Source organism: Pseudomonas sp. NPDC090592 (genome assembly GCF_044769185.1).
Lineage (GTDB): Bacteria > Pseudomonadota > Gammaproteobacteria > Pseudomonadales > Pseudomonadaceae > Aquipseudomonas.
Map to the genome: position 1 here is coordinate 1 of NZ_JBIVXJ010000050.1, position 23,670 is coordinate 23,670.

Consider the following 23,670-nt stretch of genomic DNA (forward strand, 5'->3'; position numbering starts at 1 on the left):
GCGCACCACACGACAGGCACATAGCTCAGTTGGTTAGAGCACCACCTTGACATGGTGGGGGTCGTTGGTTCGAGTCCAATTGTGCCTACCAAATCCCAGAAAGGGCGATCAGCAATGATCGCCCTTTTTGCATTTTCACGCTAGAACACCTTCGGCAACCACAGTGCCAGCTGCGGGAAGGCAATCAGCAGCGCAATCAGCACCAGCAGCGCCAGGCAGAACGGCAGTGCGCCGTACACCACATCCATGAAATTGCCACGGCCACGGATACTCTGCACCACGAACAGGTTCATGCCGAACGGTGGGGTGATCTGGCCCATTTCGCACAGTACGATCAGCACCACCCCGAACCAGATTGGGTCAAAGCCCAGGGCAACGACGATCGGCACGATCAGCGGCGCCGTGGTAATCAGCATCGCCAGGGTGTCCATGAAACAACCGAGCACGATATAGAACAGGATGATCGCCAGCAGCGTTGCAGTGGGTGACAGGTTCAGGTCGGTGACGAAGTTGACCAGGGTGGTGGTCAGCCCGATGGACGCCAGCACGAAGTTGAGGAAGAACGCCGACAAGGTGATGAAGATGATCATGCCGGTGGTGCGCAGCGTGGCTTCGAAGGCCTGGCCCAGGCTCTGCCAGGTGATTGCCCGGCGCCACAGGCCCAGGCCCAGGGCGCTGAGCACGCCCAGTGCTGCCGACTCGCTGGCGGTGGCGAAACCGCTGTAGATCGAACCGATCACCAGGGCGAAGATGGCCAGTGGCGGCAGCAGGTCGGGGATGCAGGCCAGGCGTTCGGCCCAGCGGGTGTGCTCTTGGCGCCCGCCCAGCTGTGGCCGCACCAGGCAGGCCAGCACGATCAGCGCGATGAACAGCAGGCTGAGGATGATGCTGGGAAGGGTGGCGGCCAGGTACAGCTTGGGCACCGACACGTTGGCGATCAGGGCGAACAGGATCATGTTGATCGACGGCGGAATCAGGATGCCCAGTGTGCCGCCCGCTGCGATCGAGCCGAGGAACAGCGGCGCGTTGTAGCCCTTGCGTTGCTGCTCGGGGATGGCCAGGGTGGAAATGGTCGCGGCGGTGGCCACGCTGGAGCCACTGGTGGTGGCGAACAGTGCGCTGGCGCCTATATTGGCGTTCATCAACCCGCCCGGCAGCCAGGACAGCCATTTCTCGACCGCCTGGTACATGCGCCCGGCCACGCCCGAACACACCAGCAACTCGCCCATCAGGATGTACAAGGGGATAGCCAGTAGCAGGAACTCGGCGCTGGTGTTCCAGGCGATTTCGCCCATGGCATTGCTTAACGGTAGGGTCGAGAACAACTGCGACAGCGACATCCCCAGCAGGCCGACACTGACAGCCGCGGCAACGCTCAGTGCCAACAGGGCCAGCAGCAGGAACAGGGTAATGCTCAGCATGGCGTGTGCTCCTCGGGGGTGGCGACGGCGGGGCGCAGCTCTTCTTCGATGTCCTGCTCGACCGTGTTGATGCCGATCAGCGCACTGACCGCCCCCCAGCGCCCGCGCAACAAGTGGCCCAGGCTGACCAGCGCCAGGCTCAGCAGGGTCAGGGCAAAGAACACGTAGCCGGCAAACCAGATGGCTTGCGGTATCCATTGCGGCACCTGCAGCGGGGTATTGGACACCGAGCGGTATTCGATGGAGTCCCACAGCACACTCCACGCATGGAAGGCCAGGGCGCCGACCAGCACCGCCATGCAAGCCAGGGCGAACAGGTCGAGGGCGACCCGCGGCTTGAGGCCAAGGCGGGCGTACAGGATGTCGACGCGGATGTGCGAGCGCTTGAGCAAGGTGACCGGGAACGCCCAGGCGCTGGTGATTGCCAGCACGTAGCCGGCGATTTCGTCGGCGCCGCCCATGGAAATGCCCAGGGTCTTGCGCAGGATCAGGTCGACGCCAATCAGCAGGGCACAGCCGAGCAGGGCAAAACCACCCACCCAGGTGCTGGCCTTGGCGATGGCGGTGATAACCGCCAGGCCGGAACGGGCCGTATTCATCACAGTATGCTCCGAGGGTAAGGGTTCATGGGGCCAGGCGCATGCCAATGGCACGGCCTGCGCTGGCATTCCATTGCTCGACACAATCGGGGCCACAACGCCTGCCCCAGTCGTTGGCGATCTGCAGCGCTGCCTGGCGCACGCGCTGCTGTTCCTGCGGGTCGGGTGCCGACGCGCGCATGTGCGCCGGTTGGTGGATCTGGCAATCGGCGCTGCCGACATTGCAGGCCTTGGCGTAACGGTTTTCCCGGGCCGTCTCCTGCCACAGGGCGTCCTCCAGCACTTGCGACTGCTCCTGCAGCAATTGCTGCACCTCTGGCGGCAAGTGCTGCCAGCGCTTCAGGCCGATGCCGTAGAAGCCGATCGACCAGTCCACCGGCAGGTCGTACAGGTAGCCGGCCACGTCGTACCATTTGGCGGCGTTGCCCGAGCCAATGCCGGTGATGGCGCAGTCGATGACGCCGGTCTGCATGGCGGTGACCACTTCGGCAAAGGGCAGGGTGACCGGGGCGGCGCCAATGGCCTTGACCAGCTCGGCCATGTTGCGCCCGCGGGTGCGGATTTTCCGGCCCTTGAGGTCGGCCAGCGATTGCACCGGGGCGCGGCAGAAGAACACCTGCGCGGTGTACGGCACGGTGGCCAGCAGCTTGATGCCGTGGCGCTGGGCCATGCGCTGTGCCAATACCGGCTTGTAGGCGTCGGCAATGCGCCGGGCGGTGTCGATGTCGGCGGCCATGCCCGGCAGGTCGATGCCTTCGAAGCTGGCATCGTCACCGGCGACGAAGGCGAACACGCCCATGCCTATATCCACCGCGCCAAAGCGCATCAGGCGGATGATCTCGGGGCCCTTGAGGCCGCTTTCCGACAGCCCCAGCAGCTGGGCGCTGACCTGCCCGTGGGACGCGGCGGGCAAGGTGCGCGACCAGAATGGTTGTTCGACGGCGCGGAACGTGTAGTTGTGGCTACCGCCACCGATCACGTTGAAACGGGTTTGCGGGTAGTCCTGCGGCTGTGCGGCGGGGCTGCCCAGCAGCGCGCCAAGCGCCAGCGGAACAAGCAGGGAGCTGAGCTTCACGGTAGTCCTCTTGTTGTTGTTCGGGAGCTACTTCGGGTGTGGGCGGCTGCTATTGGCGGGGGCGGGTCGCCGCGTCGATGGTCGAGCGCGAGCCGACGATATCAGGGAACTTCTCGCCCCTGGCCAGCCGCGCCAGGGTGTGCTTTTCGTTGCGCTGGAAGTCGATTGCCCGTTGCGCCAGTTCCATTACCTTGCCGGGGCGCAAAAACACGATGCCGTTTTCGTCTGCAACCACGGCATCACCCGGGCGCACGATGACGCCGCCGCACTGGATGGCCGTGCAGAACTCGCCTTCCTGGCCGATCACCCGCGTGGTGATGGCACTGGCACCGCGTGACCATACCGGCACGCCGTGTTCGCGCAACTCGCCAAGGTCGGTGACATAACCGTCGACAATGATCCCCGCCACCCCGGCCTGCCTGGCGGCGTAGGCCATGGCCCCGCCCAGCGCGGCGGTGATGCGTTCGCCGCAGCGGTCCACCACCAGGAAGTCGCCGGGGCGGGCGCAGCCCATGGCGTAGTGCAGGATGCCGCCGTCATTGCCGGGCATGCGCACGGTCACGGCAGTGCCCACTGCCCGAACATCCTGCAAGTGCGCCTTGATGTCGGGGTGGGGAATGCCGTGGGTAATGAAATGGCCGATGGTTGCCGGTTCGGCGTTTATCAGTATTTCAAGTTCGCCGGCGTCAACCGGGGTAGGCAGAGCTTCGATGATATACATAGGGAGTTGTTGTTATGCCGGATGCTTTTTCGAAGGGTTTCGGTCATCCTAACAAGCGCCCTGAGCGGTCGATAATAAAAATCCGTAAGCAGTACCGGAGCAGTTTTTATCATGCGTATCACGCTGATGCAGATCGAGGCATTCTACTGGACCGCCCGCCTGGGCGGTGTGCACGCAGCCTCACGGCATCTTCACCTGACGCAACCGGCGGTGTCGGCCCGCATCAAGGAAATGGAGTCGTTGCTCAGCGTCAAGCTGTTCGACCGCAGCAAGCAGCGCATGAGCCTGACCGCCGATGGCCACACGGCGTTGCGCCATGCCGAACTGGTGCTGAACAACAGCACGCAGCTGGAGCAGTTCGCCGCCCAGCAGAAGCAGCACCGGCGGCTACGACTGGGCGCTGACGAGTGCTCGGCCATGGTCGGCCTGACGGCGGTGATCAGCGAGATAAAGGCGCACTTCCCGGAGATCACCCTGGAAATCACCATCGACGTGGGGGCGGCGCTCAACCGTAAACTGAACGATCACGAACTGGACATCGCCCTGCTGACCAACCCGGCCACACGCGAGGATGTGACCGATGTGTTCCTTGGCTGGATGACCTTTCAGTGGGTGGCGGCGCGGCACCTGGCAATTGCCGAGGGGCCGTTCCTGCCGCAGCAGGCTCGGCAGTACTCGATCGTGACCCACAGTGCGCCGTCGACGCTGTATTCGGTGGTGGACCGCTGGTTGAAGGAAAGCGGTTCAGCGAGCCATGCGTTTCATTCCAGCAATTCGCTGGCGTTCATTGCCAAGATGGTCTCGGCGGGGCATGCCATTGGCATCTTGCCGGTGCCGTTGATTCGCGACATGCTGGCGGTGGACATGTTGCAGACACTGCCGTGCGACCCACCGATCCCGCCGGCGAAGTTCTGCCTTTCCTATTTGACCGAGCGCCCGGACATGCAACTGGGTGAACTGGTTTCGATCATACGGGCGACACTGGTCAAGCAGAACTTTCTGGTGGATTAGTTGCATGCGGTTGTGTGGGCGCCGCGTTCGGTGTGGGAGCCGCGCTTGCCGGCGATGGGCTGCGAAGCAGCCCCAATACAGGCGACACCATTCTAAAGGATGGTAATTGACTTGAGATTTTGGGGCTGCTTCGCAGCCCATCGCCGGCAAGCGCGGCTCCCACAGAGACCGCGGCCCTGTCAGCAGGTCAGGTGAGTGCCTGTTTGACTGCAGCAATGTGCTGCCCAGCCTGGTTGAGCCAGGACAGGTCACTGCCCATCAGCAGCATGTCGCTGCCCATGTCCAGCAACCGCCCGGCGGTGACCCGGTCGGCCGGGAAGCACGGCACCATCACTTTGATCCCGCGCGCGTGGCACTTTTCAATCAGCAGCTGCAGGCGCTGCAGCACCTCGGGGTTGCCCAGCCGGTAATCTACCGGCAAGCCGCGTGACAACGAATAGTCGGCCGGGCCGAAGTGAACCGCATCGATCCCTTCGACATCCAGAATTTCATCGATGTTGTCAAAGAACTCGTAGCTTTCGGCCATGGGCACGATCACGCTGCGGGCGTTTTCTGCCTGGGTATAACGCGCCCAGTCGAAACCCGGCCCGGCCAACCCGGCCGAGCGTACCGAACTGTCACCCCCGCGGCGGCCCAAAGGCGGGAACTTGCTGTAGTGGATGATCTGGCGCATCTGCGCAGCGTTGTGGACTTGCGGCACGATCACCCCGGCAGCGCCCATTTCCAGGGCCTTGCGGATATCCCACTCCAGCGTGCCGCGCACCCGTACCAGGCTGGGGATGGCGGCGCTGCTGGCCGCCAGCAGCAGCTTTTCCATGTCGCGGTCCACGCCCAGTGCGGTGTGCTCGGCGTCGATGAAGACGAAGTCCAGCCCCCAGTTGCCGGCCACCTCGATGGCCATGCAGGCCGTGCTGTAGATGTTCATGCCGAAGGTGGTGCCGCGCGCCATGCGCGCCTTCAGCAAGGTGTGTGTGGTGCTCTGGTTCATGCTTGATGGCGCCTTGGGTCAGATGCGGTAGGTTTCGGGCAGCCGGTCGCGGAACGGGTGCACTTCGAACACGCCCGGGTCGCGGATCAGCGACTTGTTGCGGGCCTTGGCCAGGTCGATGTCGACGCTGTACACACCGTCCTCCAGGCCTGCGCGTACCAGGGTCTTGCCGGAGGGTTCGATGATGTGGCTGGTGCCGATGAACTGCATGCCTTCGTCCATGTCGTTGCGGTTGGGGGCAACGAAATACACCATGTTCTCGGCAGCACGCACGGTACTGAAAATGTCTGGCAGCATGCGTGCCTGCTCCGGCCAGGCGGCAGGCAGCACGACGATGTCGGCACCTTCCAGGGCCAGCGTGCGCACCACTTCGGGGAAGCGGATTTCGTAGCAGATGGCCAGGCCGATGCGGCCGATATCGGTGTCGAACACCGGCGGCGTCCATTCGCTGGGGCGGTCGGTGAAGCGGTCGCCGATCATGAACGGCAGGTGGCGCTTGCGGTGCAGGCCGATGATGCCCTGCGCGCCGATCAGCGCAGCGGTGTTGTACACCGAACTGGCATGGCGCTCGTAGAAACCGACCACGATCAGGATGCCGGTTTGTGCCGACACGTCCAGCAGCGGCGCCAGGGCGTCGAGGGTGATGGCGCCGCGCTCCAGGTCTTCGCGGCTGTCGAAGGCGCCACCGGTGATCAGGCATTCGGCAAAGGCGATCAGCCGCGAGCCTTCGGCAGCGGTCTGGCGGGCCAGGCTGGCCACCTTGTCAATGGTCAGGGCCGGGTTGCCGGCCACCGGGTGAATCTGGGCTACGGAAATTTTCATGCTATTCCTTGTTGGCAGTTGAAAGGCGCCGCAGTGCGCGGCGCGAAGGCGTCACTGTGGCTGGTAGCCCATGGCCTGGTAGACCTTGCTGACCAGTTCGGGGTTGATCTGTGCCGCATACTTGTCGACCACGGGGCGGATTCTGGCCTGGATGCGCGCCACCTCTTCGGGGGGCAGTTCATTGACCTGCATGCCCGCGCCTTGAAGGTCGGCGATGGCCTTGCTGTCTGCCTCGCGGGAGATGCGCCGTTGCTCCAGGCGCACTTCCTGGGCGACCTCGCTCAGCAGTTGCTGCTCATCCTGGTTGAGGCTGTCCCAGAAGCTCTTGCTGATCAGCACGATCTGCGGGTTGTAGTTGTGCCGGGTCAGGCTCAGGTACTTCTGCACCTCATTGAAGCGCGAGGCGAGGATCAGCGCCGCCGGGTTTTCCTGGCCGTCCACGGTGCCGGTCTCCAGTGCCGTGTGCACTTCGGTGAACGGCAGCGGCGTCGGGTTGGCACCCAGTGCCGCCCACACGTCGAGAAAAAGCGGCGATTGCTGGGCGCGAATCTTCAGCCCGGCGATGTCTTCGAGCTTTTGCACCGGCCGTGCATTGTTGGTCAGGTTGCGCTCGCCCAGCTCCCAGAACGCCAGGCCCACCAGGTTTTTTGGTGGCAGCTGGTCGGTCAGCATCTTGCCCACTTCGCCATCGAGCATGGCATCGACCTTGGCGGTGTCGGTGTACAGGAACGGGAAGTCGAGGATGCCGAAGTCGGTGACATGGTTGAGCATCAGCCCGGCATTCCAGGTCATCATTTCCACCACGCCCCCCTGCAGTGATGACAGCACCTGCACATCCCCCCCCAGCACCCCGTTGGGGAAGGTGCGCACCTTGATCTTGCCATCGCTGCGTTCCTGCACTTTCTTGGCGAACAGTTCCATGCCGATGGCGGGTGGCGTGCCCTTGGGGCTGGTGGCGGCAAACTTGATGACGCGGCTGTTGTAATCGGCGGCCATGCTCAAGCTGCTGGACAGCAACAGGGCGGCGATGACGGCGAGTTTCTTCATGGTGGGTACCTTTATTGTTATTGGGGGATCAATGCCCGAACCACTGGGCGGGGACGGTGACCAGCTCGGGGAAGATGACCAGCAGGAACAGCACGATGATTTCTGCGATCAGGAACGGGAACGTGCCCTTGAGCAGCGCCTCGTAGCGCATGCGGCCGATGCCGCAGACCACATTGAGCACCGTGCCCACCGGCGGGGTGATCAGGCCGATCGAGCAATTGATCATGAACAGCACGCCGAAGTAGATCGGGTCGATGTTCGCCGCGGTCACCACCGGCACCAGGATGGGCGCGAGCAGCAGCACGGTGGGGGTAAGGTCCATGACCATGGAGATCACCAGGATCAGCAGCATCAGCACCACGATCAGCAGCCGCGGGTTGTCCATCACCGGCTGGATCAGGTCGATGATCTGCCCGGGGATATCGGCGATGGTGATCATCCACGCCGGGATCGAGGCGGCAGCCACCAGGAACATCACGGCCGCAGTGGTCTTTCCGGCGCGCAGCAGCAATTCGTTGAGCGACTTGAGGCTGAGCTCGCGGTAGATAAACGACGACACCAGCAAGGCATAGACGCTGGCCACCGCACCGGCCTCGGTCGGGGTGACCACACCAAAGCGCAGGCCGACCACGATGATCACCGGCAGCATCAGCGCCCAGAAACTGTCGACCAGGGCCTTGAGGCGCTCTTTGCCGCTGGCCTTGGGGCTCAGTTCCACCTCATTGTTGCGCCGCGACATCAACCACCAGGCCACCACCAGGGCGGCGGCGATCATCAGGCCCGGGGCGATGCCGGCGAGGAACAGCTTGGTAATCGACAGCCCCGACGCCACGCCAAGGACGACGAAGCCGATGCTCGGTGGAATGATCGAGCCAAGCACCGACACCGACGCAATCAGGCCGCCGGAGCGGTCGCGGTTGTAACCGGCGATGACCATCATCGGCAGCAGCAGGGCAGTCAGTGAGGCAGCATCGGCCAAGGCCGAGCCGGACAGGCTCGACAGCAGCACGCCGGCAAAGATGGTGACGTAGCCCAGGCCGCCACGCAGGTGACCGACCAGGGTGATGGCCAGCTTGATGATGCGTTTGGACAGGCCGCCGCTGTTCATCACTTCACCGGCAATGATGAACAGCGGGATGGCCAGCAGCGGGAAGCTGCCGGCCGAGTTGATGATGTTCTGCGCGATGATCTGGCCATCGAACAGGCCCAGCAGCCACATCAGCGCCACACCGCAAAGGATCAAGGCATAGGCGATGGGGGCGCCGATCAGGATGGCGGCCATCAGCACGCCGACGAAGACAGACAGGGCCATTATTCGACTGCTCCATCATTGACCGAAGGTTCGCCCGGGGCGGGCGCGGGGAGGGTGCCCATGAGGTTGCGCGCCAGCTGGGTGCAGATCAGCAGCGCACTGAGAATGGAAAAGACCAGGCCTGCGCCGTAGAACAGCGCCATGGAAATGCCGGTGGAGGGTGCACCGACGTGCAGGTTGATCAGGGTCTGCTTCCAGCTGCCGTCAAGGAAAAGCCAGGTCACGTAGAGCATCAGCAGCTGGGTCAGTACCAGCAGGCAGCGGGCCACGCCGGGCGAGACGCGGCGAGTGACGATGTCGACGCCGATGTGGCCGTTTTCGTGCAGCATCAACTGCGCGCCGGCAAACACCAGCCAGACGAACGCCAGGCGGGAAATTTCCTCACTGAAGAACAGCCCTGAGTTGAAGCCGTAGCGCAGCACCACGTTGGTGAAGATCAGGCAGGTGATGCCGACCAGGCAAGCCACCACCAGCGTCTTGAGGATGACGAAGTAACCGTCGACCAGGGCCTTCATGGCGCCTCCTGGGGCAGGGCTGCCCAGCAAGCGCCTGAAGCGCCTGGTGCGATGATGCGGATGCTGGCATCCACCTGTATGTATGAGCGGGACATGGGATCACCTTTATTATTATTTGACATACGTCGTCGTATGACTTCCCGAATTCTTCAACGAAACGGCCGCTTTGCGCTGCCTCAAGTTTTTTATCAGCGGGATAAGAAATGGCGATCAGCGCCGGTGCGAGCGGCTGTTGTCCGATGACTCGGTTGCAAGGTGTAACGTATGGTCGCGGTCCGTGCGCAGGGTGGGCATGCTAGAATCCGGCCCTTCGAAACTGGAGGTACACGCGTGCGCAAACTGGCTGTGGTAATGGCAGTGCTCGCCCTGGCGGGCTGTGAGAACGAGGTCGAAGGCGTGCACAAGCAGGTGGCCGAACACCTGCACAACCCCAAGACGGCCAAGTTCGGCAACGTGCGGATCGACACCCAGGGCACTATCTGCGGCCAGGTCCGCGGCAAGGATGATGCCGGGCAGTACGAAGCCTACCGTAGCTACGTGGCGATCAAACGCAATGGCCAGTACGACATCATCGTCGACGACACTGGCAACAACCTGCGCATCCGCGAGCTGTGCGGTGGTGCCGACCTGCAGCGCCGTGCCGATGCGCTGGCCGGTGAGCCGGCACCAGAGGGCTGGGATGTGGAAGTGGTCCAGGGCGCCAACATGGGCGCGCTCAGCGACATGACTGCACGGTTGATCGAAAAGGGCATCCCGTCGTCGGTGGAGTACCGCGAAGGCAAGCCGGTGGTGCTGATGGGACCGTTCCCCACCCGTGAAGAGGCGCAGGCGCGCCGGGATGAAGTGATGGCCAAGCTGGGGACCGATTCGGTAGTCATCCAGCATGGCGTAGCCCGCTAACATCCCAGGTTTCGCAAGCGGACGCGGCCTCCTGTAGGAGCGGCCTTGTGTCGCGATGGGCTGCGCAGCAGCCCCAAATAAATCAGCCGTGATGCTGAAATCCTGGGGCTGCTGCGCAGCCCATCGCGACGCAAGGCCGCTCCTACAGGGGATCGCGCCCAGCCTTGGCCGCTGAGTAAAACCGAGAGCCTGACCGCGAGATAGACACTGCTCACCCAACTTTGGCTATGCTTGGGTTGGGAGATGCTGAACGGGGGGAACCTCATGTCTACACTGGAGCGGGCCATTGCCGTGGCCGCCAGGGCGCATGAAGGGCAATACGACAAGGGTGGGGCGGCTTATATCCTCCACCCGCTACGCGTGATGATGCGGGTTGCCACACCTGAGCAACGGATTGTCGCGGTGCTTCACGATGTGATCGAAGACACCCCGCTGACCCTGTCCGACCTGGCGCGCGAGGGTTTCGCGCTGAAAATCCTGGCCGCCTTGCTGGCGCTAAGCCGCCGCGAGGGCGAAGCGTACCAGGACTTCGTGGTGCGCCTGGGCGGTGACCCACTGGCGCGCACGGTCAAGCTGGCCGACCTGGCCGACAACAGCGACCTTTCACGCATTGCCTGCCCTGGGCCCGCCGACCTGGCGCGGCTGGCCCGTTACCGGGAAGCCAGCGCCTATTTGCAAACATTGGTTTGAGGCTTAGCCGCAGGCCTTGAGGTTGACCGGCCCGACAAACTCATTACCGCGCCCCATCACGCACGCCACCTGCTGGTTGCGTTGCCGCTCCCATGCCTGCGGCGGGTACGTCTTGTTCCAGGCTTCGAACAACTGTCGGTCCTGGCGGGAAAGGCGAAGGTTGTACTGCTTGCTCATGTAAAAGTAGGTACGTGCGATCATGCCGCGGATCGACGGGCGTGGCATGACCTTCTTCGCCTTGAAGTCGACCTGGGTCAGGCAGCTGCCATACTGCCCGCGCTGCTCGGGCAGCCAACCGAAGCTGAAGTTGCTGCGGTCGCCGTTCACTTCACCGATGCTCGGCACCAGGTTGTGCAGGTCGGCCTCGGCACGCTTGTACACCTCGTCATGCTGCGAGCACTGCTTGCGTCCACCGCTTTGCCAGCATTGGCGCTGATGGCCGATTTGCCAGGCAGGCATGATGTGTTCCCACTCTATGCGCGCTGCTCGCTGTGCGTTCTTGCGGGGTTTATAGCCGCAAGATGCCAGGTTGACCTTGTTGCCCTTGTATTTGCAGCCACAATAGAATTCGGTCGATTGCGGCGCATATAACGTCCAGGCGACCTTCTTGGCCTCCTGGAATGTGCGCGGGGCGTCGGCGTGAGCAAGCGGGTTGGCCAGTAGCAGGCAGGCTGCTGCGATAAGCGAAACTCTCATGCCTGCTCAGTCTTCCTTCGGCACGGTCCAGAAAACCTGCACGCCGCCATCGTCGCGGTGGGCGAGGGTGACGTTGTCGTTTTCTGCGATCTCCTCCAGCAAGGTTTCCCAGTCGTCCGGGCTTTCCTGTTCCAGGCGGAAGATCAGCGCTGCCCGGCTGCGCTGGGCGGTGGGGCTGTTGATGATCTTCTGGATGCGTACACCCAGTTGTTCATAGCTGCTTGGGGTGGCGGCGGCGGTGCTGGACACAGGCGTTTCCTTTTTGTGCTGTATGCACATACAGTATTTCACCGTAAGTAAATTCGCAACAGCTTGTCAGGTGAAATCTGTTGTAATAGCGCTTCCACACTGTTCTGCAGTTTCGATTTCATAGTTTGCGTCTGCCATGCCTGTGCACGGTGGCGTTGCCCTGGGCACACGCGCAATGCGTCTTGCCCGGGTTCAGGAAGTTTTGCATGTACCCATTCCCTTCTCGTTTGCCTGCCCGTGGCGGGCTGTTCCTGTTGTTGACAGGGGGCATGAGCACCCTCGGCCACGCCGCCACCGATGTATCCGGTGCAGTGCTCATGGAGCCGCTGGTAGTGACCGGCGCCTACGCGCCCACCAGCACGTTCGACCTGCCTTTTTCGGTGGATACCATCGACCTGTCCCAAGGTACGCATGGGCAGCTTGGCGTCAACTTGTCAGAAGTGCTGACCAAAGTACCTGGGCTGGTGGTGCAGAACCGCCAGAACTATGCCCAGGACCTGCAGATATCCTCGCGGGGCTACGGCGCCCGCTCGGCATTCGGGGTGCGCGGCATCAAGCTGCTGAGCGACGGTATTCCCGCTAGTACGCCGGACGGGCAAGGGCAGGCAGCCACGCTCAACCTGGATGTGGCCGACCGGCTCGAGGTGCTGCGCGGTCCGGCCGCGACGCTGTATGGCAGCAACGCCGGTGGCGTGATCCAGATGTTCAGCCGGGACGGGCAGGGGCCGGTCCGTGTGGGCGCTGAAACCACCTTCGGCAGCGACGGTTTCAACAAGAACCACCTGTCGGCCGAGGGTGGCAGCGACACCGCCGGCTTCGTAATAGATGCCTCGCGCCTGGATACCGATGGCTACCGCGATCACAGTGCCGCGCGCCGTGACCAGACCTTTGCCAAGGTCCATTTCAAGCCTGATGAAGACTCGCGCCTGGCGCTGATCTACAGCAGCCTGGAGCAGAACAATACGCAGGACCCGCTGGGGCAGACCTGGGAGGCCTACAAACATGACCCGCGTTCCACGGCGACCGTGGCCGAAACCTACAACACCCGCAAAAGCATCGACCACCAGCAGCTGGGCATGAACTACGAGCGCTACTTCGGTGACGCCACGCTGCAGTTCAACCTGTATGCCGGGCGGCGCAGCGTGGTGCAGTACTTGTCCATTCCCAGAACGGTGGCCTCCAACAGCCAGCGGGGTGGTGGGGTGGTGGCCTTCGACCGTGAATTCCACGGCGGCACCCTGCGCTGGATCCAGCCGGTTGCCGACGTGCCCGGCAACCTCACCTTCACTGTCGGCGCCGACTATGACCAGAGCAAGGACGACCGCCGCGGCTACCAGAACTTCAGCGGCGACCAACTGGGCGTAAAAGGCGAACTGCGCCGTGACGAGCAAGACACCGCCACCAGCCTGGACCCGTACTTGCAGGCGCATTGGGAAATCGGCAACTGGACCAGCGAACTTGGGCTGCGCTACAGCACCATGCAAATGCGTGTCGACGACCATTACCTGGCCAACGGCGACTCCAGTGGCTCGAAAACCTACCAGCAGGCGACCCCGTCGCTTTCTGTGATGTACGCGTTCACACCCGACCTGCGTGGCTACGTGAGTGTTGGCAAAGGCTTCGAAACCCCGACGCAAGCGGAAATGGCCTATGCGCCGGGCGAGGTTGAACGGTTCAACTTCGGCCTCAAGCCGGCCACCAGCATGCAGTATGAAATGGGTGTGAAATACCGCCTTGGCGAACGCACGCGCCTGAACGCGGCGGTGTATGAAATTCATACCGATGACGAAATTGTCGTTGCCAGTGCCACGGATGGCCGAACCAGCTATCGCAATGCGGGGCGCACGGTACGGCGTGGCTTTGAGGCAAGCCTGCAGAGTGACCTGAGCGAGCAGTGGCAGACCACTTGGGTGTATACCCGCACCGATGCCCGCTATGCCGATGACGTCAGCCAGGCCATCGAGCGTGGTAACCGGCTGCCAGGCGTGCCGCTCGACAACCTGTACGGCGAGCTGGTGTGGAAGCCTGTGTCATCCATCAGCATGGGGGTTGAAGGGCAGTACCGCAGCAAGGTGTATGTAGACGACAGCAACAACGCCAAGCCGGCGCCCGCGTATGCCGTGTTCAACTGGCGTACGCGCTTTGAGCAGCATGTCGGGGCCTGGACGTTCCATCAGCTGGTGCGGCTGGACAACCTGTTTGACCGGCAGTACGTCGGGTCTGTGATTGTCGGGGACAGCAACGGGCGTTATTACGAGGCGGCGCCTGGGCGCTCGTGGTATGCGGGGGCGGGCCTGGAGTACCAGTTCCGGTAACGGGGTTGCCCTGCGTTGGGGCTGCAAAGCAGCCCCAACACACGTCAGGCCACTGCCTGCGCCCCGGTTATTTCCACCAGCGACCCGCACATGAACGCTGCTTCGTCCGACGCCAGGAAGGCCACCAGCGCTGCCACTTCTTCTGGCTTGCCGATGCGTCCGAACGGCACCATGCGGTCCAGGTCGGCAATAGTGCGGCCGGAACGTAGCACGCCAGCCTCCAGCATCGGGGTGTGGATCTCGCCCGGGCATACGGCGTTTACCCGGATCTTCTGCGGCGCGTAGTCGCGCGCCAGGTTCTGCGTGAACGAGGCCACTGCCGCCTTGGTCACGTTGTAGGCAATGTGCCCGGGGGCCGGGTACAGCCCCCACTGCGAGGCGGTGTTGACGATGGCGCCGCCGCCCGCTTCGATCATGCCCGGCAGCACTGCACGGCACAGGTGGAACATGGCATCCAGGTTGACGGCGAAGCTGGTGTGCCAGTCCTCTTCGCTCAGGGCCAACAGGTTGCCACGGCGGTTGATGCCGGCGTTGTTGACCAGCACGTCGATGCGCCCGTAATCGCTTGCAACTCGCTCAACCAAGCCACGGCATGCCTCGCCTGAGGCAATGTCGGCGGCGATGGCCAGCGCCTTGCCACCCGTTGCCTCGATGGACTGGGCTACAGCTTGCGCCGCTTCAAGGTTGACATCACTGACCACAACGGTCGCACCTTCGCTTGCCAACCGGGAGGCAATGGCAGCGCCAATGCCCCCGGCACCACCTGTCACGATTGCCACTTTGTTCTGGAACCTGTTCATCCACGACTCCTGTTTTGTTGTATGCAATGCTGCATTCAATCTAGTGAGTGAGTAGGTAGGGTGTCAACAGGCATGGTTCGTAAAGGCCAAGAGTGGCGAATTACAGGCTTGGCATTGGCTCGTTGATGTTTAGAGATCGCATCAGGGCTGACAGGTGTTGGCCATAAGGTATGCAGCGCCTGTGAGACCGAGCGCCGCCCGCGCGGCGCATCGCGAGCAAGCTCGCTCCTACATTTGTTTCGGGCCAGTAACGCCTGGGCCATGCGCGCGCGACCGCTTTGTTCGTACGACGCGATATCGAGTCATGCGCCAAAGCGTTCGCGCGCAAATCCCGCAGGAATGATTGGCCCGAAACAAATGTAGGAGCGAGCTTGCTCGCGATGCGCCGCGCGGGCGGCGCTCGATCTCACAGGCGCTGAAGATGCCGTGGCGAGCACCTGGCAACCCTGATGCCATTGCCAGAACCCATAGAATCTCCCACATGGGCCCCGCGCAATGGCCGATCCTGCTCATGGCATGCCTGGCAACTCATGGGGCCGCAGGTCAAACACCAGTACCTCGGCATCCACCCCGTTAGCCAGTTCCAGTGCCTGCTCGTGCCTCACCCGCACCCCATCGCCTTCATTCAACCGTTGCCCATTGAGCTCGACGCGGCCCCGGGCCACATGCACATAGGCATGGCGGTTTTCCGGCAGGGTCAGCGTGGCGCGCTCGTCACCGTCGAACAGACCGGCATACACCCGCGCATTCTGCCGCACCTGCAACGACCCTTCGGCGCCATCCGGCGAGATGATCAGGCGCAGCTTGCCGCGCTTTTCCTCGGCACTGAAATGCTGTTGCTGGTAACGCGGGGTCGCCCCTTGCACGTTGGGCACGATCCAGATCTGCAGGAAGTGCACCGGCTGCGCATGGCTGTGGTTGAACTCGCTGTGGGCCACGCCATGGCCTGCGCTCATCAGTTGCACATCGCCCGGGCGAATGACTGAACCGGTGCCCAGCGTGTCCTTGTGTTCCAGCGCGCCTTCAAGCACATAGCTGAAAATTTCCATGTCGCGGTGCGGGTGTTGGCCAAAGCCCTTGCCCGCGATGACGCGGTCGTCGTTGATCACCAGCAGGTCGGAGAAGCCTTGCTCGTCCGGGTTGCGGTAATGGCCGAACGAGAATGTATGGAAGGACTTCAACCAGCCATGGAAGGCCAGGCCGCGGTCTTGGGCGTTGCGTACGGTGAGCATGATCGTACTCCTGGGGCGACAGGGCGCCAGGCCCTGCCGTATGGATGGATGAGGTTATTGAAGGTGCACTTTGAGTTCGCTGCCCGCCTGTCGCATTGCCGCCTTCACCGCCGGCACCTGGCTCAGTGGGTTGAGCAGGCCATAGTCATGAATCATCCCGTTGTACCGCACCGAGGTCACGGTCACGCCGGCCGCATTCAATTTGCGGGCATACGCTTCACCTTCATCGCGCAGCACATCGAACTCAGCCGTTTGCACCAGCGCTGGTGGCAACCCTTTCAACTGTTCACTGTTGGCCCGCAGCGGCGAGGCGTAGATTTGTGCCCGGGCACTGGCATCGGTGGTGTAGTTGTCCCAGAACCACTTCATCATCCCGGTGGTCAGGAAGTGCCCTTCGGCAAACTGCTTGTACGAGGCCGTTTCGAAGCTGGCATCGGTCACCGGCCACAGCAGCAACTGGAAGCGCAGGGCAGGGGTGCCGGCCTCTTTGGCCTTGAGCGCAACCACCGCCGCCATGTTGCCGCCGACGCTGTTGCCGGCCACGGCCAGGCGCTTGCCGTCCACGCCGATTTCCTTGCCATGCTCGGCTACCCAGCGGGTGGCGGCATACGCCTGGTTGATCGCTGTCGGGTAGTGCGCTTCTGGTGATGGGGTGTAGTCCACATAGACCGCCACCGCACCAGAGCCGACCACCAGGTCGCGGATCAGCCGCTGGTGGGTCGGGAAGTCGCCGAGTACCCAGCCGCCGCCGTGGAAGAACATGAACACTGGCAGGTCACCCTTGACGTTGGCCGGGCGCACCACTTGCAGCTTGATCGACTCGCCGTTGGCCTGGATGGTACGTGCCTTCACCTCGATACCGGAGAGGTCGACCTTGACCGAAGCCTGGGCACCGGTAAGCACTGCGCGGGCGTCTTTCGGGCTGAGTTGTTCCAGTGGCTTGCCGCCGCCTTTTTCCAGGGCTTCGAGGAACGCCTGGGTCTGTTGTTCGACACCTGGGCTGCCCGCGGCAAAGGCGCTGGAAACGGACAGAGCCAGAAGGGAGGCGGTGAGGGCTTTGTGGACAATGTTCATGAGCGAATCCTTTTCTATGCAAGTGTTGGTAATGGGCGTCTTGCCTGGCCTGCTGGGCCATCGCTGCGACCTGTGCGTAGATTAGGGAGATGCACTTGTGGGAAAAAGCCGCTATAAAGCGTTTGACTGTCACCATGAGCGAGACAATGAACCCCTACGAAGACATGCGGATTTTCGCCCAGGTGATGGAGGCCGGCAGTTTTACTGCTGCCGCCGACCGGCTGGGCATGTCCAAGCAATCGGTCAGCCGGCGTCTGATGCAGCTTGAAGAGCGCCTGGGTGTACGCCTGCTCAACCGCTCCACCCGGCGCCTGGATGCCACGCCACTGGGCCAGCATTACTACCAGTCGGCCCTGCGCCTGCTAGGCGAAGTGCAGCAGGTGGAGCATGACATCAGCGGCCAGGCCCAGGCCTTGCGTGGCACCTTGCGCCTGAGTGCACCGCTGTCGTTCGCCATGTCTCACCTGGGCTGCCTGCTGACCGAGTTCCTGCAATTGCACCCGCAGGTGGATGTGGAAGTGGACCTGAGCGACCGCGCGGTGGACCTGATTGGCGAGGGCTATGACCTTGCGCTGCGGATTGGCGCGCTGGAAGACTCCAGCCTGATTGCGCGGCGTATTGCCAGTGTCGAGCGGGTGTATTGCGCAAGCGCGGCTTACCTGCAGGCGCGGGGAACACCAGTACAGCCGGATGAACTGGCCGGGCATGACTGCCTGCCTTATGGGCATTCGCGGCAGGTGCAGTGGCAGTTCCGCCAGGGCGGCAAGGCGCAGGCTATTCAGGTAGCCGGGCGTATGCGCGCCAACAACGGCGAGTTGCTGCGGGACGCAGCGATTGCCGGGATGGGCGTGACCTATCTGCCGACCTTTATCGTTGGCCAGGCCTTGGCGGATGGGCGGCTGGTCACTGTACTGCAAGACTGGACGCCGCCAGCGCTGCAGTTGTCGGCGGTGTACCCGCAACATCGGCAGGTGTCGCGGCCGGTGCAAGGGTTTGTCGAGTTCCTGCGCGAGCGCCTGGTGCAGCTGTAGACATGCGTTAGGCCCTTGCCGCGAAGCGCAATGCCAGCGGCAGGGCAAGCGCCCAGACCGGCGCCAGAACCAGTGCGGTGTGCAGCGCTCCCATCGGCAACTCGATGCCAGCCACACGGGCCCCGGCCAGGTAAGCCAACGGGCCGCCCAGCATGCCCAGCAGCACGGCGCGCCACAGCGGTTGCCCGGCCCATGCCAGGCTGTGGCGCAGCCCGCTGGCCAGTACCAGCCACAGCAGTGCCAACCAAAGCGGTAAGGGCCAGTGTTCGAAGTGGAACACCCCCAGCATGCCCAGCAGGCTGTCGAGCAGGCATCCGGCAATCGCCACGCCAAGCAGGACGCGCGTCTCCCTGCGCGGGTGCGGGCACAAGCGCAGGTGCACCAGCACGCCAGTCATCGCGGCCAGCAGCAGCCAGGGCTGGCGTGCGCCCAGCACACAGACCCACCAGCCAGCTTGCAGCCACAGTGCGTTGCCAATCAGCCACCCGCGGCCCATGCTCAGCGGCCCGGCAGCGGTGCCTTGCGCGCCTGCGGTGCGGCCCAGAGCAGTTGCGCCACGCCGATGGTTCGTTCTTCGAAGCCACCCTGGCAATAACACAGGTAGAACTCCCACAAGCGCTGGAAGGTATCGTCATAACCCAGTGCCATCAGCTCCGCACGCGCCAGGTGCAGGTTGTCGCGCCAGTGGCTCAGGGTGCGTGCGTAGTCCTGGCCAAAATCCTCCAGGTGCACCAGGTTCAACCCGGTCTGGCGGCTGGCGGTATCCAGCAGCACGCTGAGAGAGGGCAAGGCGCCACCGGGGAAGATGTAGCGCTGGATGAAATCCACCGAGCGCCTTGCCTGGGCGTAGCGCTGGTCGCGGATGGTAATGGCTTGCACCAGCATCAGGCCATCGTCCTTGAGCAGCGCGGCGCACTGGCGGAAGTACGTGGGCAGGTAGCGGTGGCCAACGGCTTCGATCATCTCGATCGATACCAGCTTGTCGAAGCGCCCGCGCAGGTCGCGATAGTCTTCAAGCAGCACCGTGATGCGCTGTTCCAGGCCCAATGCCTTGACCCGTTGCAGGGTGTGGGCGTGCTGCGCGGCCGAAAGGGTGGTGGTGGTAACCCGGCAGCCATGCTGCTGGGCGGCGTGGATGGCCAGGCTACCCCAGCCGCTGCCGATCTCCAGCAAGTGGTCGTGGGGCATGAGTTCGAGCTTTTCGCAGATGCGCCGCAGCTTGTGGTTCTGGGCCTGTTCAAGTGTTTGCAAAGGGCTGTCGAACTGCGCGGCGGAGTACATCATGGTGGGGTCTAGCAGGCGCTCGAACAGCGCGTTGCCAAGGTCGTAATGCGCAAGGATGTTGCGCCGCGCACCACGCCGGCTATTGCGGTTCAAACGGTGCAACAAGCGCAGGGCCGGCCGTGCCAGGCGTGCCAGGCCACCCTCCATGGCATCCAGCACATCCAGGTTGGCCACGAACAGGCGGGTGACCGCAGCAAGGTCCGGGCTGCGCCAGTAACCGTGGATATAGCCTTCGCCGGCACCAATCGAGCCATTGCCTGCCACCAGTCCCCAAGCTGCCTCGTCAACCACTTCCACTTCGGCGTAAAGCCGGCTGGCAACGTCGCCGAAGGTCCAGTGCTGGCCTTGGCTGACCAGGCGAAGGTAGCCATGGCGCAGCTGGCGCAACTGGGCGAGTACGGCGCGCTTGGCCAGGCCGCCGAGCAGAGGGGCAATGCTTGCCGATTTGCTAACGCTCAGGGTCGGTTCGGGCATGGTCGGGCTCCTCAACGGTGGGTTGGCCGAGTGCCAGGTCGTGCTGGCTGGCGATGTGGTCGTGCACGGGCGTGCGCTTGAGCAGCAGGCGCAAGGCCTGCCAGTAGATGCCAGTAAGGGTGCGCAGGCTCATCCAGGGGAACCTGAGGATGTGCTGCTGCACGGCGGCGCGGTTCAGTGGTTGGCGTTGCAGCGCCAGGTCGGCCTCGAACACCTTGTGCCCGGCGCGCCAGTTCTCCATGTGGATGCGCACCCGCTGGGCATCGAGGGCGAAACGCAGGTGATAGTGCATGTCCAGCGGCATGAACGGCGACACATGGAACGCCTTGGCCACGCTAAATGGCCGGGTCAGGTCACCGTCCACGGGCAGCACATAATGGAAGCGTTCACGCCAGGGGGTGTTGCGCACTTCCAGCAGCACGGCGGCGAGTTGGCCCTGCCGGTCATGGCAGAAGTACGTACTCACCGGGTTGAAGGACAACCCCCAACAGCGTGGTTGGGTAAGCAGGTGCACGGCACCTTCGGGGCGCTGGCCGATGGCCTGGCCGACCAGTAGCCGGGCAGCGTCGGCCAGTGATTTGCCTTGGCGCGTCAGCGCCGGCAGGTAGTCGGTTTCACGCCAGCACAAAGGCGCCAGCCGCGATGGCCCAAGCCAGCGGCACAGGTTCAGCACCTGCTGTTGTTCGTTCAGGTCCAGGTAGAGCATGCCAACCCGGTAGCGAAATGCATGCGGCCTTGGGCTGACCCGCCGGTGGCTGACCCAGCCGTGGCACAGGCTGCTGTTCACAGCTGCTCTCCAAAATGCCGTGCCACGTTCAGCGCGCTGAGCACGCCGTCTTCGTGAAAGCCGTTGGCCCAGTAAGCACCGCAGTAGTAGCTGTGCAACGGGCCTTGCAGTTCGCCGTGACGGGCCTGTGCCGCCATGGCGGCCAGGCTGTATTGAGGGTGTGCGTAGTCGAAACGGGCGATTATCTGGTGCGGGTCCACCAAGGCGGTCTGGTTGAGGCTGACGCAAAACGTGGTCGGCGCCTGGATGCCCTGGAGAATGTTCATGTTGTAGGTGAGTGCGGCGGGCGCCTGCGTGTTGTCGCCCAGGCGGTAGTTCCAGGCGGCCCAGGCCTTGCGCCGCTGTGGCAGCAAGCGCGTGTCGGTGTGCAGCACCACGTCGTTGCGGGCATAGCGAATGGCGCCGAGTATGGCGCGCTCCTGTTCACTGGGCGCTGCCAGCAGGGCCAGGGCCTGGTCGCTGTGGCAGGCGAACACCACCTTGTCGAAGCGTTCGCTGCCGCCTGGCCAGGTAACTGCCACGCCACCCTCGTCCCGCCACACCTGCTGCACCGGGCTGCCCAAGCGTATGCGCTGGGCAAAAGGCTGGCAAAGGGGCTCAAGGTAAGCGCGCGAGCCACCCTCGATCACGCGCCATTGCGGGCGATTATTGACCGACAGCAGGCCGTGGTTCTGGCAAAAACGCACGAAGAACTGCAAGGGGAAGTTCAACATGTCGGCCGGCGACATCGACCAGATGGCTGACCCCATGGGCACGATGTAATGGTCGATGAAACGCCGCCCATAACCCTGGGCGTGCAGGTAGCTGCCGAGGGTAGTCGCGCCGTCGATGCGGTGCTGGCCCAGGTCGGCTGGAGCCTGGCGGTTGAAGCGCAGCACGTCGCGCAACATTCCCCAGAACCCAGCAGACAGCAGGTTGCGCCGCTGGGCAAACAGGGTGTCCAGGTCGTGACCGTTGTACTCGAAGCCTGTGCGCGGCTCATGCACTGAAAAGCTCATTTCGGTCGGCCGCGAGGCCACGCCCAGGTGCTTGAGCAGGCGGATGAAATGGGGGTAGGTCCAGTCGTTGAACACGATGAAACCGGTATCGACTGCGTAGTGCTGGCCCTGCCATGGCACGTCGACGGTATGGGTATGCCCGCCGACCCGGTCTGCGGCCTCGAACACGCTGACCTCATGGCGACGCGCAAGCAGGTGGGCGCAGGTGAGGCCGGCGATACCCGTACCGATGATGGCTATGCGCATAGGTCAGCCCTGTGGTTGGCGCGCCAGGTGGCGGCCCAACTTGAGGCGCCAGCGCGCCGGCAATGCGCCCAGCAGGCGCAGCACTAGCGTAAATGGGGCGGGAAAGGTGATTTCCAGAGGGCGACGCGGCAGGCGCGAGATGATACGGGCGGCGGCGCGCTCGGCGCTCCACATCTGGGGCATGGGGAAGTCGTTGCGGCGGGTCAGGGGGGTGTCGACAAAGCCTGGGCTGACCAGGGTGACATCAATGCCTTCGCCGACGAGGTCGATGCGCAGGGATTCGACCAGGTAACGCAATGCCGCCTTGGACGCGCCGTACGCCCCCGCGCGCGGCAGTGCCAACCAGCTGACCGAACTGCCCATGACCACCAGGTGTGGTTGCCGGCCGCGGCGCAGCAAAGGCAGGGCAGCAGCCAGGCAAAGGCTGGTGCCGGTCAGGTTGGTACGCATCACCCGTTCGACCAGCATCGGGTCGAAGTGCCCCGGCTCCAGGTACTCGCAGGTGCCCGCATTGAGAATCACCTGGTCCAGCGCGCCCCAGGCGTGTTCGATCTGCTCGGCCATTTGCGCCACGTGCTCAGGCTGGTCGACATCACCCACGGTCAGCAGCACCTGGCCTGGGAACCGCGCTGCCAGCGCTGTCAGCTTATCGACCCGGCGTGCCCCAAGCGCCACCTGATGGCCTTGCTCCAGCAAGTGCAACGCCAGCGCCGCACCGATGCCACTGCTGGCGCCGGTCAGCCAGCAACGGCTCATGCCAGCCTGCCTTTGAGCCAGCGAATCACGCCGCCTATAACCGGCACATGCTCGTACAGCAGCGCACCGGCGTCGAAGTAATCCTGGTGAAAGTGCACCCGCTCATGCCAGCGCAGGTGGCTGCAGCCTTGCAGGCTGATCAGTTGCCCACGGGCCAGCTGCGGGTGGCGAAAGTGCAAGGTCCAGCGAATGTAGCCGTGGCCGGGCTCCAGCTCGTCGGTGCCTTCGAAGCGGTAGTGGCACTCGGCAACGTTCGCGTACAACTGGGTGAAATAATCGCGCAGTGCGGGCAGGCCGGTGATCTGGTGCAGAGGGTCGCGGAAGTCGACGTCCTCGCTGTACAGGTCGTTCAGCAGGTCGAGGTTGTGCGTGTCGAGCGTGGCAAAGCGTTCGGTGAAGGATTGCAGGTAGCTGGACATGCGCAATACCTGTACAAAATTGGTTTGTTGTACAAGGTATAGTGCAGGTTGCCGTGGAAATCTATACAGAAGAAATTTTCTGTATAGCTTTGGTTGTTCGGCGGGAGATTTTTGGCGCCTGGGAGATCGAGCGCCGCCCGCGCGGCGCTTCGCGGGGCAAGCCCGCTCCCACATTTGTTGCAACGTGCCGAACCTGTCAGGCCATGGT

General features: G+C 63.4%; 25 protein-coding genes and 1 tRNA gene. 6 read left to right on the plus strand and 20 right to left on the minus strand.

Translation table 11 applies throughout. The features are described from left to right. Window positions 1–14: 14 nt before the first annotated feature. Window positions 15–91, plus strand: a tRNA-Val gene (locus tag ACIQUI_RS27645). Window positions 92–140: 49 nt separating this feature from the next. On the opposite strand, the gene ACIQUI_RS27650 is transcribed toward ACIQUI_RS27645, so the two are convergent. Genes ACIQUI_RS27650 through ACIQUI_RS27665 form a run of 4 tightly spaced genes read right to left on the minus strand, consistent with a single transcriptional unit; the run spans window position 141 to window position 3,816 of the window. Beyond that, the gene (locus tag ACIQUI_RS27650) at window positions 141–1,421 is read right to left on the minus strand and encodes a TRAP transporter large permease (protein WP_403204097.1); all 1,281 of its coding nucleotides are present in this window, start codon (window positions 1,419–1,421) and stop codon (window positions 141–143) included. Next, window positions 1,415–2,020 carry a TRAP transporter small permease subunit gene (locus ACIQUI_RS27655; protein ID WP_403204099.1) on the minus strand — a complete coding sequence of 202 codons (606 nt, stop codon included), beginning with the start codon at window positions 2,018–2,020 and terminating at the stop codon, window positions 1,415–1,417. The genes ACIQUI_RS27650 and ACIQUI_RS27655 overlap by 7 nt, the downstream gene beginning before the upstream one ends. A 25-nt stretch (window positions 2,021–2,045) precedes the next feature. Next, a complete protein-coding gene (locus ACIQUI_RS27660) occupies window positions 2,046–3,095 on the minus strand; it encodes a TRAP transporter substrate-binding protein (protein WP_403204101.1) in 1,050 nt (349 codons plus the stop codon). Between the two features lie 49 nt (window positions 3,096–3,144). After that, complete coding sequence (locus tag ACIQUI_RS27665) at window positions 3,145–3,816, minus strand: RraA family protein (protein ID WP_403204103.1); 672 nt, start codon at window positions 3,814–3,816, stop codon at window positions 3,145–3,147. Window positions 3,817–3,927: 111 nt separating this feature from the next. On the opposite strand from ACIQUI_RS27665, the gene ACIQUI_RS27670 reads away from it, so the two are divergent. Beyond that, window positions 3,928–4,827, plus strand: coding sequence for a LysR family transcriptional regulator (locus tag ACIQUI_RS27670; protein WP_201206821.1), 900 nt, complete (start codon window positions 3,928–3,930; stop codon window positions 4,825–4,827). Between the two features lie 187 nt (window positions 4,828–5,014). Here ACIQUI_RS27670 and ACIQUI_RS27675 read toward each other — a convergent pair whose 3' ends face one another. The 5 genes from ACIQUI_RS27675 to ACIQUI_RS27695 are packed head-to-tail and all read right to left on the minus strand — an operon-like array spanning window position 5,015 to window position 9,511. Next, window positions 5,015–5,815: an HpcH/HpaI aldolase/citrate lyase family protein gene (locus ACIQUI_RS27675; RefSeq protein ID WP_403204105.1), complete on the minus strand. Its 801-nt coding sequence runs from the start codon at window positions 5,813–5,815 to the stop codon at window positions 5,015–5,017. 18 nt (window positions 5,816–5,833) lie between these two features. Beyond that, window positions 5,834–6,637 carry a carbon-nitrogen hydrolase family protein gene (locus tag ACIQUI_RS27680; protein ID WP_403204108.1) on the minus strand — a complete coding sequence of 268 codons (804 nt, stop codon included), beginning with the start codon at window positions 6,635–6,637 and terminating at the stop codon, window positions 5,834–5,836. A gap of 51 nt (window positions 6,638–6,688) precedes the next feature. Beyond that, complete coding sequence (locus ACIQUI_RS27685; protein WP_403204110.1) at window positions 6,689–7,684, minus strand: TRAP transporter substrate-binding protein; 996 nt, start codon at window positions 7,682–7,684, stop codon at window positions 6,689–6,691. Between the two features lie 28 nt (window positions 7,685–7,712). Beyond that, window positions 7,713–8,996 carry a TRAP transporter large permease subunit gene (locus tag ACIQUI_RS27690; RefSeq protein ID WP_201206817.1) on the minus strand — a complete coding sequence of 428 codons (1,284 nt, stop codon included), beginning with the start codon at window positions 8,994–8,996 and terminating at the stop codon, window positions 7,713–7,715. Continuing rightward, complete coding sequence (locus ACIQUI_RS27695; RefSeq protein WP_403204113.1) at window positions 8,996–9,511, minus strand: TRAP transporter small permease; 516 nt, start codon at window positions 9,509–9,511, stop codon at window positions 8,996–8,998. The genes ACIQUI_RS27690 and ACIQUI_RS27695 overlap by 1 nt, the downstream gene beginning before the upstream one ends. A gap of 330 nt (window positions 9,512–9,841) precedes the next feature. On the opposite strand from ACIQUI_RS27695, the gene ACIQUI_RS27700 reads away from it, so the two are divergent. Continuing rightward, on the plus strand, window positions 9,842–10,411 hold the full coding sequence (locus ACIQUI_RS27700) for an SPOR domain-containing protein (RefSeq protein WP_403204115.1): 570 nt from the start codon (window positions 9,842–9,844) through the stop codon (window positions 10,409–10,411). Between the two features lie 264 nt (window positions 10,412–10,675). Continuing rightward, window positions 10,676–11,101 carry a GTP pyrophosphokinase gene (locus ACIQUI_RS27705; RefSeq protein WP_403204118.1) on the plus strand — a complete coding sequence of 142 codons (426 nt, stop codon included), beginning with the start codon at window positions 10,676–10,678 and terminating at the stop codon, window positions 11,099–11,101. 3 nt (window positions 11,102–11,104) lie between these two features. On the opposite strand, the gene ACIQUI_RS27710 is transcribed toward ACIQUI_RS27705, so the two are convergent. Beyond that, complete coding sequence (locus ACIQUI_RS27710; RefSeq protein WP_403204121.1) at window positions 11,105–11,797, minus strand: endonuclease; 693 nt, start codon at window positions 11,795–11,797, stop codon at window positions 11,105–11,107. A 6-nt stretch (window positions 11,798–11,803) separates the two neighbouring features. Then, on the minus strand, window positions 11,804–12,046 hold the full coding sequence (locus ACIQUI_RS27715; protein ID WP_403204123.1) for a DUF1654 domain-containing protein: 243 nt from the start codon (window positions 12,044–12,046) through the stop codon (window positions 11,804–11,806). A 206-nt stretch (window positions 12,047–12,252) separates the two neighbouring features. On the opposite strand from ACIQUI_RS27715, the gene ACIQUI_RS27720 reads away from it, so the two are divergent. Beyond that, complete coding sequence (locus ACIQUI_RS27720) at window positions 12,253–14,361, plus strand: TonB-dependent receptor family protein (protein WP_403204126.1); 2,109 nt, start codon at window positions 12,253–12,255, stop codon at window positions 14,359–14,361. 44 nt (window positions 14,362–14,405) lie between these two features. On the opposite strand, the gene ACIQUI_RS27725 is transcribed toward ACIQUI_RS27720, so the two are convergent. The 3 genes from ACIQUI_RS27725 to ACIQUI_RS27735 all read right to left on the minus strand — a co-directional run bounded on the left by ACIQUI_RS27725 (window position 14,406) and on the right by ACIQUI_RS27735 (window position 17,467). Further along, window positions 14,406–15,161 carry an SDR family NAD(P)-dependent oxidoreductase gene (locus ACIQUI_RS27725; protein WP_403204128.1) on the minus strand — a complete coding sequence of 252 codons (756 nt, stop codon included), beginning with the start codon at window positions 15,159–15,161 and terminating at the stop codon, window positions 14,406–14,408. A gap of 509 nt (window positions 15,162–15,670) precedes the next feature. Continuing rightward, the gene (locus tag ACIQUI_RS27730) at window positions 15,671–16,393 is read right to left on the minus strand and encodes a pirin family protein (protein WP_403204130.1); all 723 of its coding nucleotides are present in this window, start codon (window positions 16,391–16,393) and stop codon (window positions 15,671–15,673) included. A 54-nt stretch (window positions 16,394–16,447) separates the two neighbouring features. Continuing rightward, a complete protein-coding gene (locus ACIQUI_RS27735) occupies window positions 16,448–17,467 on the minus strand; it encodes an alpha/beta hydrolase (RefSeq protein WP_403204132.1) in 1,020 nt (339 codons plus the stop codon). Window positions 17,468–17,613: 146 nt separating this feature from the next. Between ACIQUI_RS27735 and ACIQUI_RS27740 the strand changes: the two genes are divergently transcribed. Beyond that, window positions 17,614–18,498, plus strand: a complete 885-nt coding sequence (locus ACIQUI_RS27740) for a LysR family transcriptional regulator (RefSeq protein WP_403204135.1) — start codon at window positions 17,614–17,616, stop codon at window positions 18,496–18,498. A gap of 7 nt (window positions 18,499–18,505) precedes the next feature. Here the strand turns inward: ACIQUI_RS27740 and ACIQUI_RS27745 are convergent, their stop codons facing one another. From ACIQUI_RS27745 to ACIQUI_RS27770, 6 genes are read right to left on the minus strand one after another with little or no spacing between them, the layout of a single operon-like run. Next, complete coding sequence (locus ACIQUI_RS27745; RefSeq protein ID WP_403204137.1) at window positions 18,506–18,994, minus strand: DUF2878 domain-containing protein; 489 nt, start codon at window positions 18,992–18,994, stop codon at window positions 18,506–18,508. A 2-nt stretch (window positions 18,995–18,996) separates the two neighbouring features. Continuing rightward, window positions 18,997–20,256, minus strand: a complete 1,260-nt coding sequence (locus ACIQUI_RS27750) for a class I SAM-dependent methyltransferase (protein ID WP_403204139.1) — start codon at window positions 20,254–20,256, stop codon at window positions 18,997–18,999. Next, a complete protein-coding gene (locus ACIQUI_RS27755) occupies window positions 20,231–21,043 on the minus strand; it encodes a DUF1365 domain-containing protein (protein WP_403204142.1) in 813 nt (270 codons plus the stop codon). Before ACIQUI_RS27755 ends, ACIQUI_RS27750 begins: the two co-directional genes overlap by 26 nt. Further along, the gene (locus tag ACIQUI_RS27760) at window positions 21,040–22,287 is read right to left on the minus strand and encodes an NAD(P)/FAD-dependent oxidoreductase (protein WP_403204145.1); all 1,248 of its coding nucleotides are present in this window, start codon (window positions 22,285–22,287) and stop codon (window positions 21,040–21,042) included. Before ACIQUI_RS27760 ends, ACIQUI_RS27755 begins: the two co-directional genes overlap by 4 nt. A 3-nt stretch (window positions 22,288–22,290) precedes the next feature. Further along, window positions 22,291–23,043 carry an SDR family NAD(P)-dependent oxidoreductase gene (locus tag ACIQUI_RS27765; RefSeq protein WP_403204147.1) on the minus strand — a complete coding sequence of 251 codons (753 nt, stop codon included), beginning with the start codon at window positions 23,041–23,043 and terminating at the stop codon, window positions 22,291–22,293. Beyond that, complete coding sequence (locus tag ACIQUI_RS27770; RefSeq protein WP_403204150.1) at window positions 23,040–23,462, minus strand: nuclear transport factor 2 family protein; 423 nt, start codon at window positions 23,460–23,462, stop codon at window positions 23,040–23,042. Before ACIQUI_RS27770 ends, ACIQUI_RS27765 begins: the two co-directional genes overlap by 4 nt. Window positions 23,463–23,670 lie beyond the last annotated feature (208 nt).

Excerpts from the sequence above, each read along its gene's own strand:
- ACIQUI_RS27750 (WP_403204139.1), bottom strand. The coding sequence starts at position 20,256 with ATGCCCGAACCGACCCTGAGCGTTAGCAAATCGGCAAGCATTGCCCCT.
- ACIQUI_RS27685 (WP_403204110.1), bottom strand. The coding sequence starts at position 7,684 with ATGAAGAAACTCGCCGTCATCGCCGCCCTGTTGCTGTCCAGCAGCTTG.
- ACIQUI_RS27690 (WP_201206817.1), bottom strand. The coding sequence starts at position 8,996 with ATGGCCCTGTCTGTCTTCGTCGGCGTGCTGATGGCCGCCATCCTGATC.
- ACIQUI_RS27735 (WP_403204132.1), bottom strand. The coding sequence starts at position 17,467 with ATGAACATTGTCCACAAAGCCCTCACCGCCTCCCTTCTGGCTCTGTCC.
- ACIQUI_RS27765 (WP_403204147.1), bottom strand. The coding sequence starts at position 23,043 with ATGAGCCGTTGCTGGCTGACCGGCGCCAGCAGTGGCATCGGTGCGGCG.
- ACIQUI_RS27730 (WP_403204130.1), bottom strand. The coding sequence starts at position 16,393 with ATGCTCACCGTACGCAACGCCCAAGACCGCGGCCTGGCCTTCCATGGC.
- ACIQUI_RS27760 (WP_403204145.1), bottom strand. The coding sequence starts at position 22,287 with ATGCGCATAGCCATCATCGGTACGGGTATCGCCGGCCTCACCTGCGCC.
- ACIQUI_RS27705 (WP_403204118.1), top strand. The coding sequence starts at position 10,676 with ATGTCTACACTGGAGCGGGCCATTGCCGTGGCCGCCAGGGCGCATGAA.
- ACIQUI_RS27670 (WP_201206821.1), top strand. The coding sequence starts at position 3,928 with ATGCGTATCACGCTGATGCAGATCGAGGCATTCTACTGGACCGCCCGC.
- ACIQUI_RS27720 (WP_403204126.1), top strand. The coding sequence starts at position 12,253 with ATGTACCCATTCCCTTCTCGTTTGCCTGCCCGTGGCGGGCTGTTCCTG.
- ACIQUI_RS27655 (WP_403204099.1), bottom strand. The coding sequence starts at position 2,020 with ATGAATACGGCCCGTTCCGGCCTGGCGGTTATCACCGCCATCGCCAAG.
- ACIQUI_RS27745 (WP_403204137.1), bottom strand. The coding sequence starts at position 18,994 with ATGGGCCGCGGGTGGCTGATTGGCAACGCACTGTGGCTGCAAGCTGGC.
- ACIQUI_RS27650 (WP_403204097.1), bottom strand. The coding sequence starts at position 1,421 with ATGCTGAGCATTACCCTGTTCCTGCTGCTGGCCCTGTTGGCACTGAGC.
- ACIQUI_RS27665 (WP_403204103.1), bottom strand. The coding sequence starts at position 3,816 with ATGTATATCATCGAAGCTCTGCCTACCCCGGTTGACGCCGGCGAACTT.
- ACIQUI_RS27695 (WP_403204113.1), bottom strand. The coding sequence starts at position 9,511 with ATGAAGGCCCTGGTCGACGGTTACTTCGTCATCCTCAAGACGCTGGTG.
- ACIQUI_RS27740 (WP_403204135.1), top strand. The coding sequence starts at position 17,614 with ATGAACCCCTACGAAGACATGCGGATTTTCGCCCAGGTGATGGAGGCC.
- ACIQUI_RS27675 (WP_403204105.1), bottom strand. The coding sequence starts at position 5,815 with ATGAACCAGAGCACCACACACACCTTGCTGAAGGCGCGCATGGCGCGC.
- ACIQUI_RS27725 (WP_403204128.1), bottom strand. The coding sequence starts at position 15,161 with ATGAACAGGTTCCAGAACAAAGTGGCAATCGTGACAGGTGGTGCCGGG.
- ACIQUI_RS27710 (WP_403204121.1), bottom strand. The coding sequence starts at position 11,797 with ATGAGAGTTTCGCTTATCGCAGCAGCCTGCCTGCTACTGGCCAACCCG.
- ACIQUI_RS27770 (WP_403204150.1), bottom strand. The coding sequence starts at position 23,462 with ATGTCCAGCTACCTGCAATCCTTCACCGAACGCTTTGCCACGCTCGAC.
- ACIQUI_RS27680 (WP_403204108.1), bottom strand. The coding sequence starts at position 6,637 with ATGAAAATTTCCGTAGCCCAGATTCACCCGGTGGCCGGCAACCCGGCC.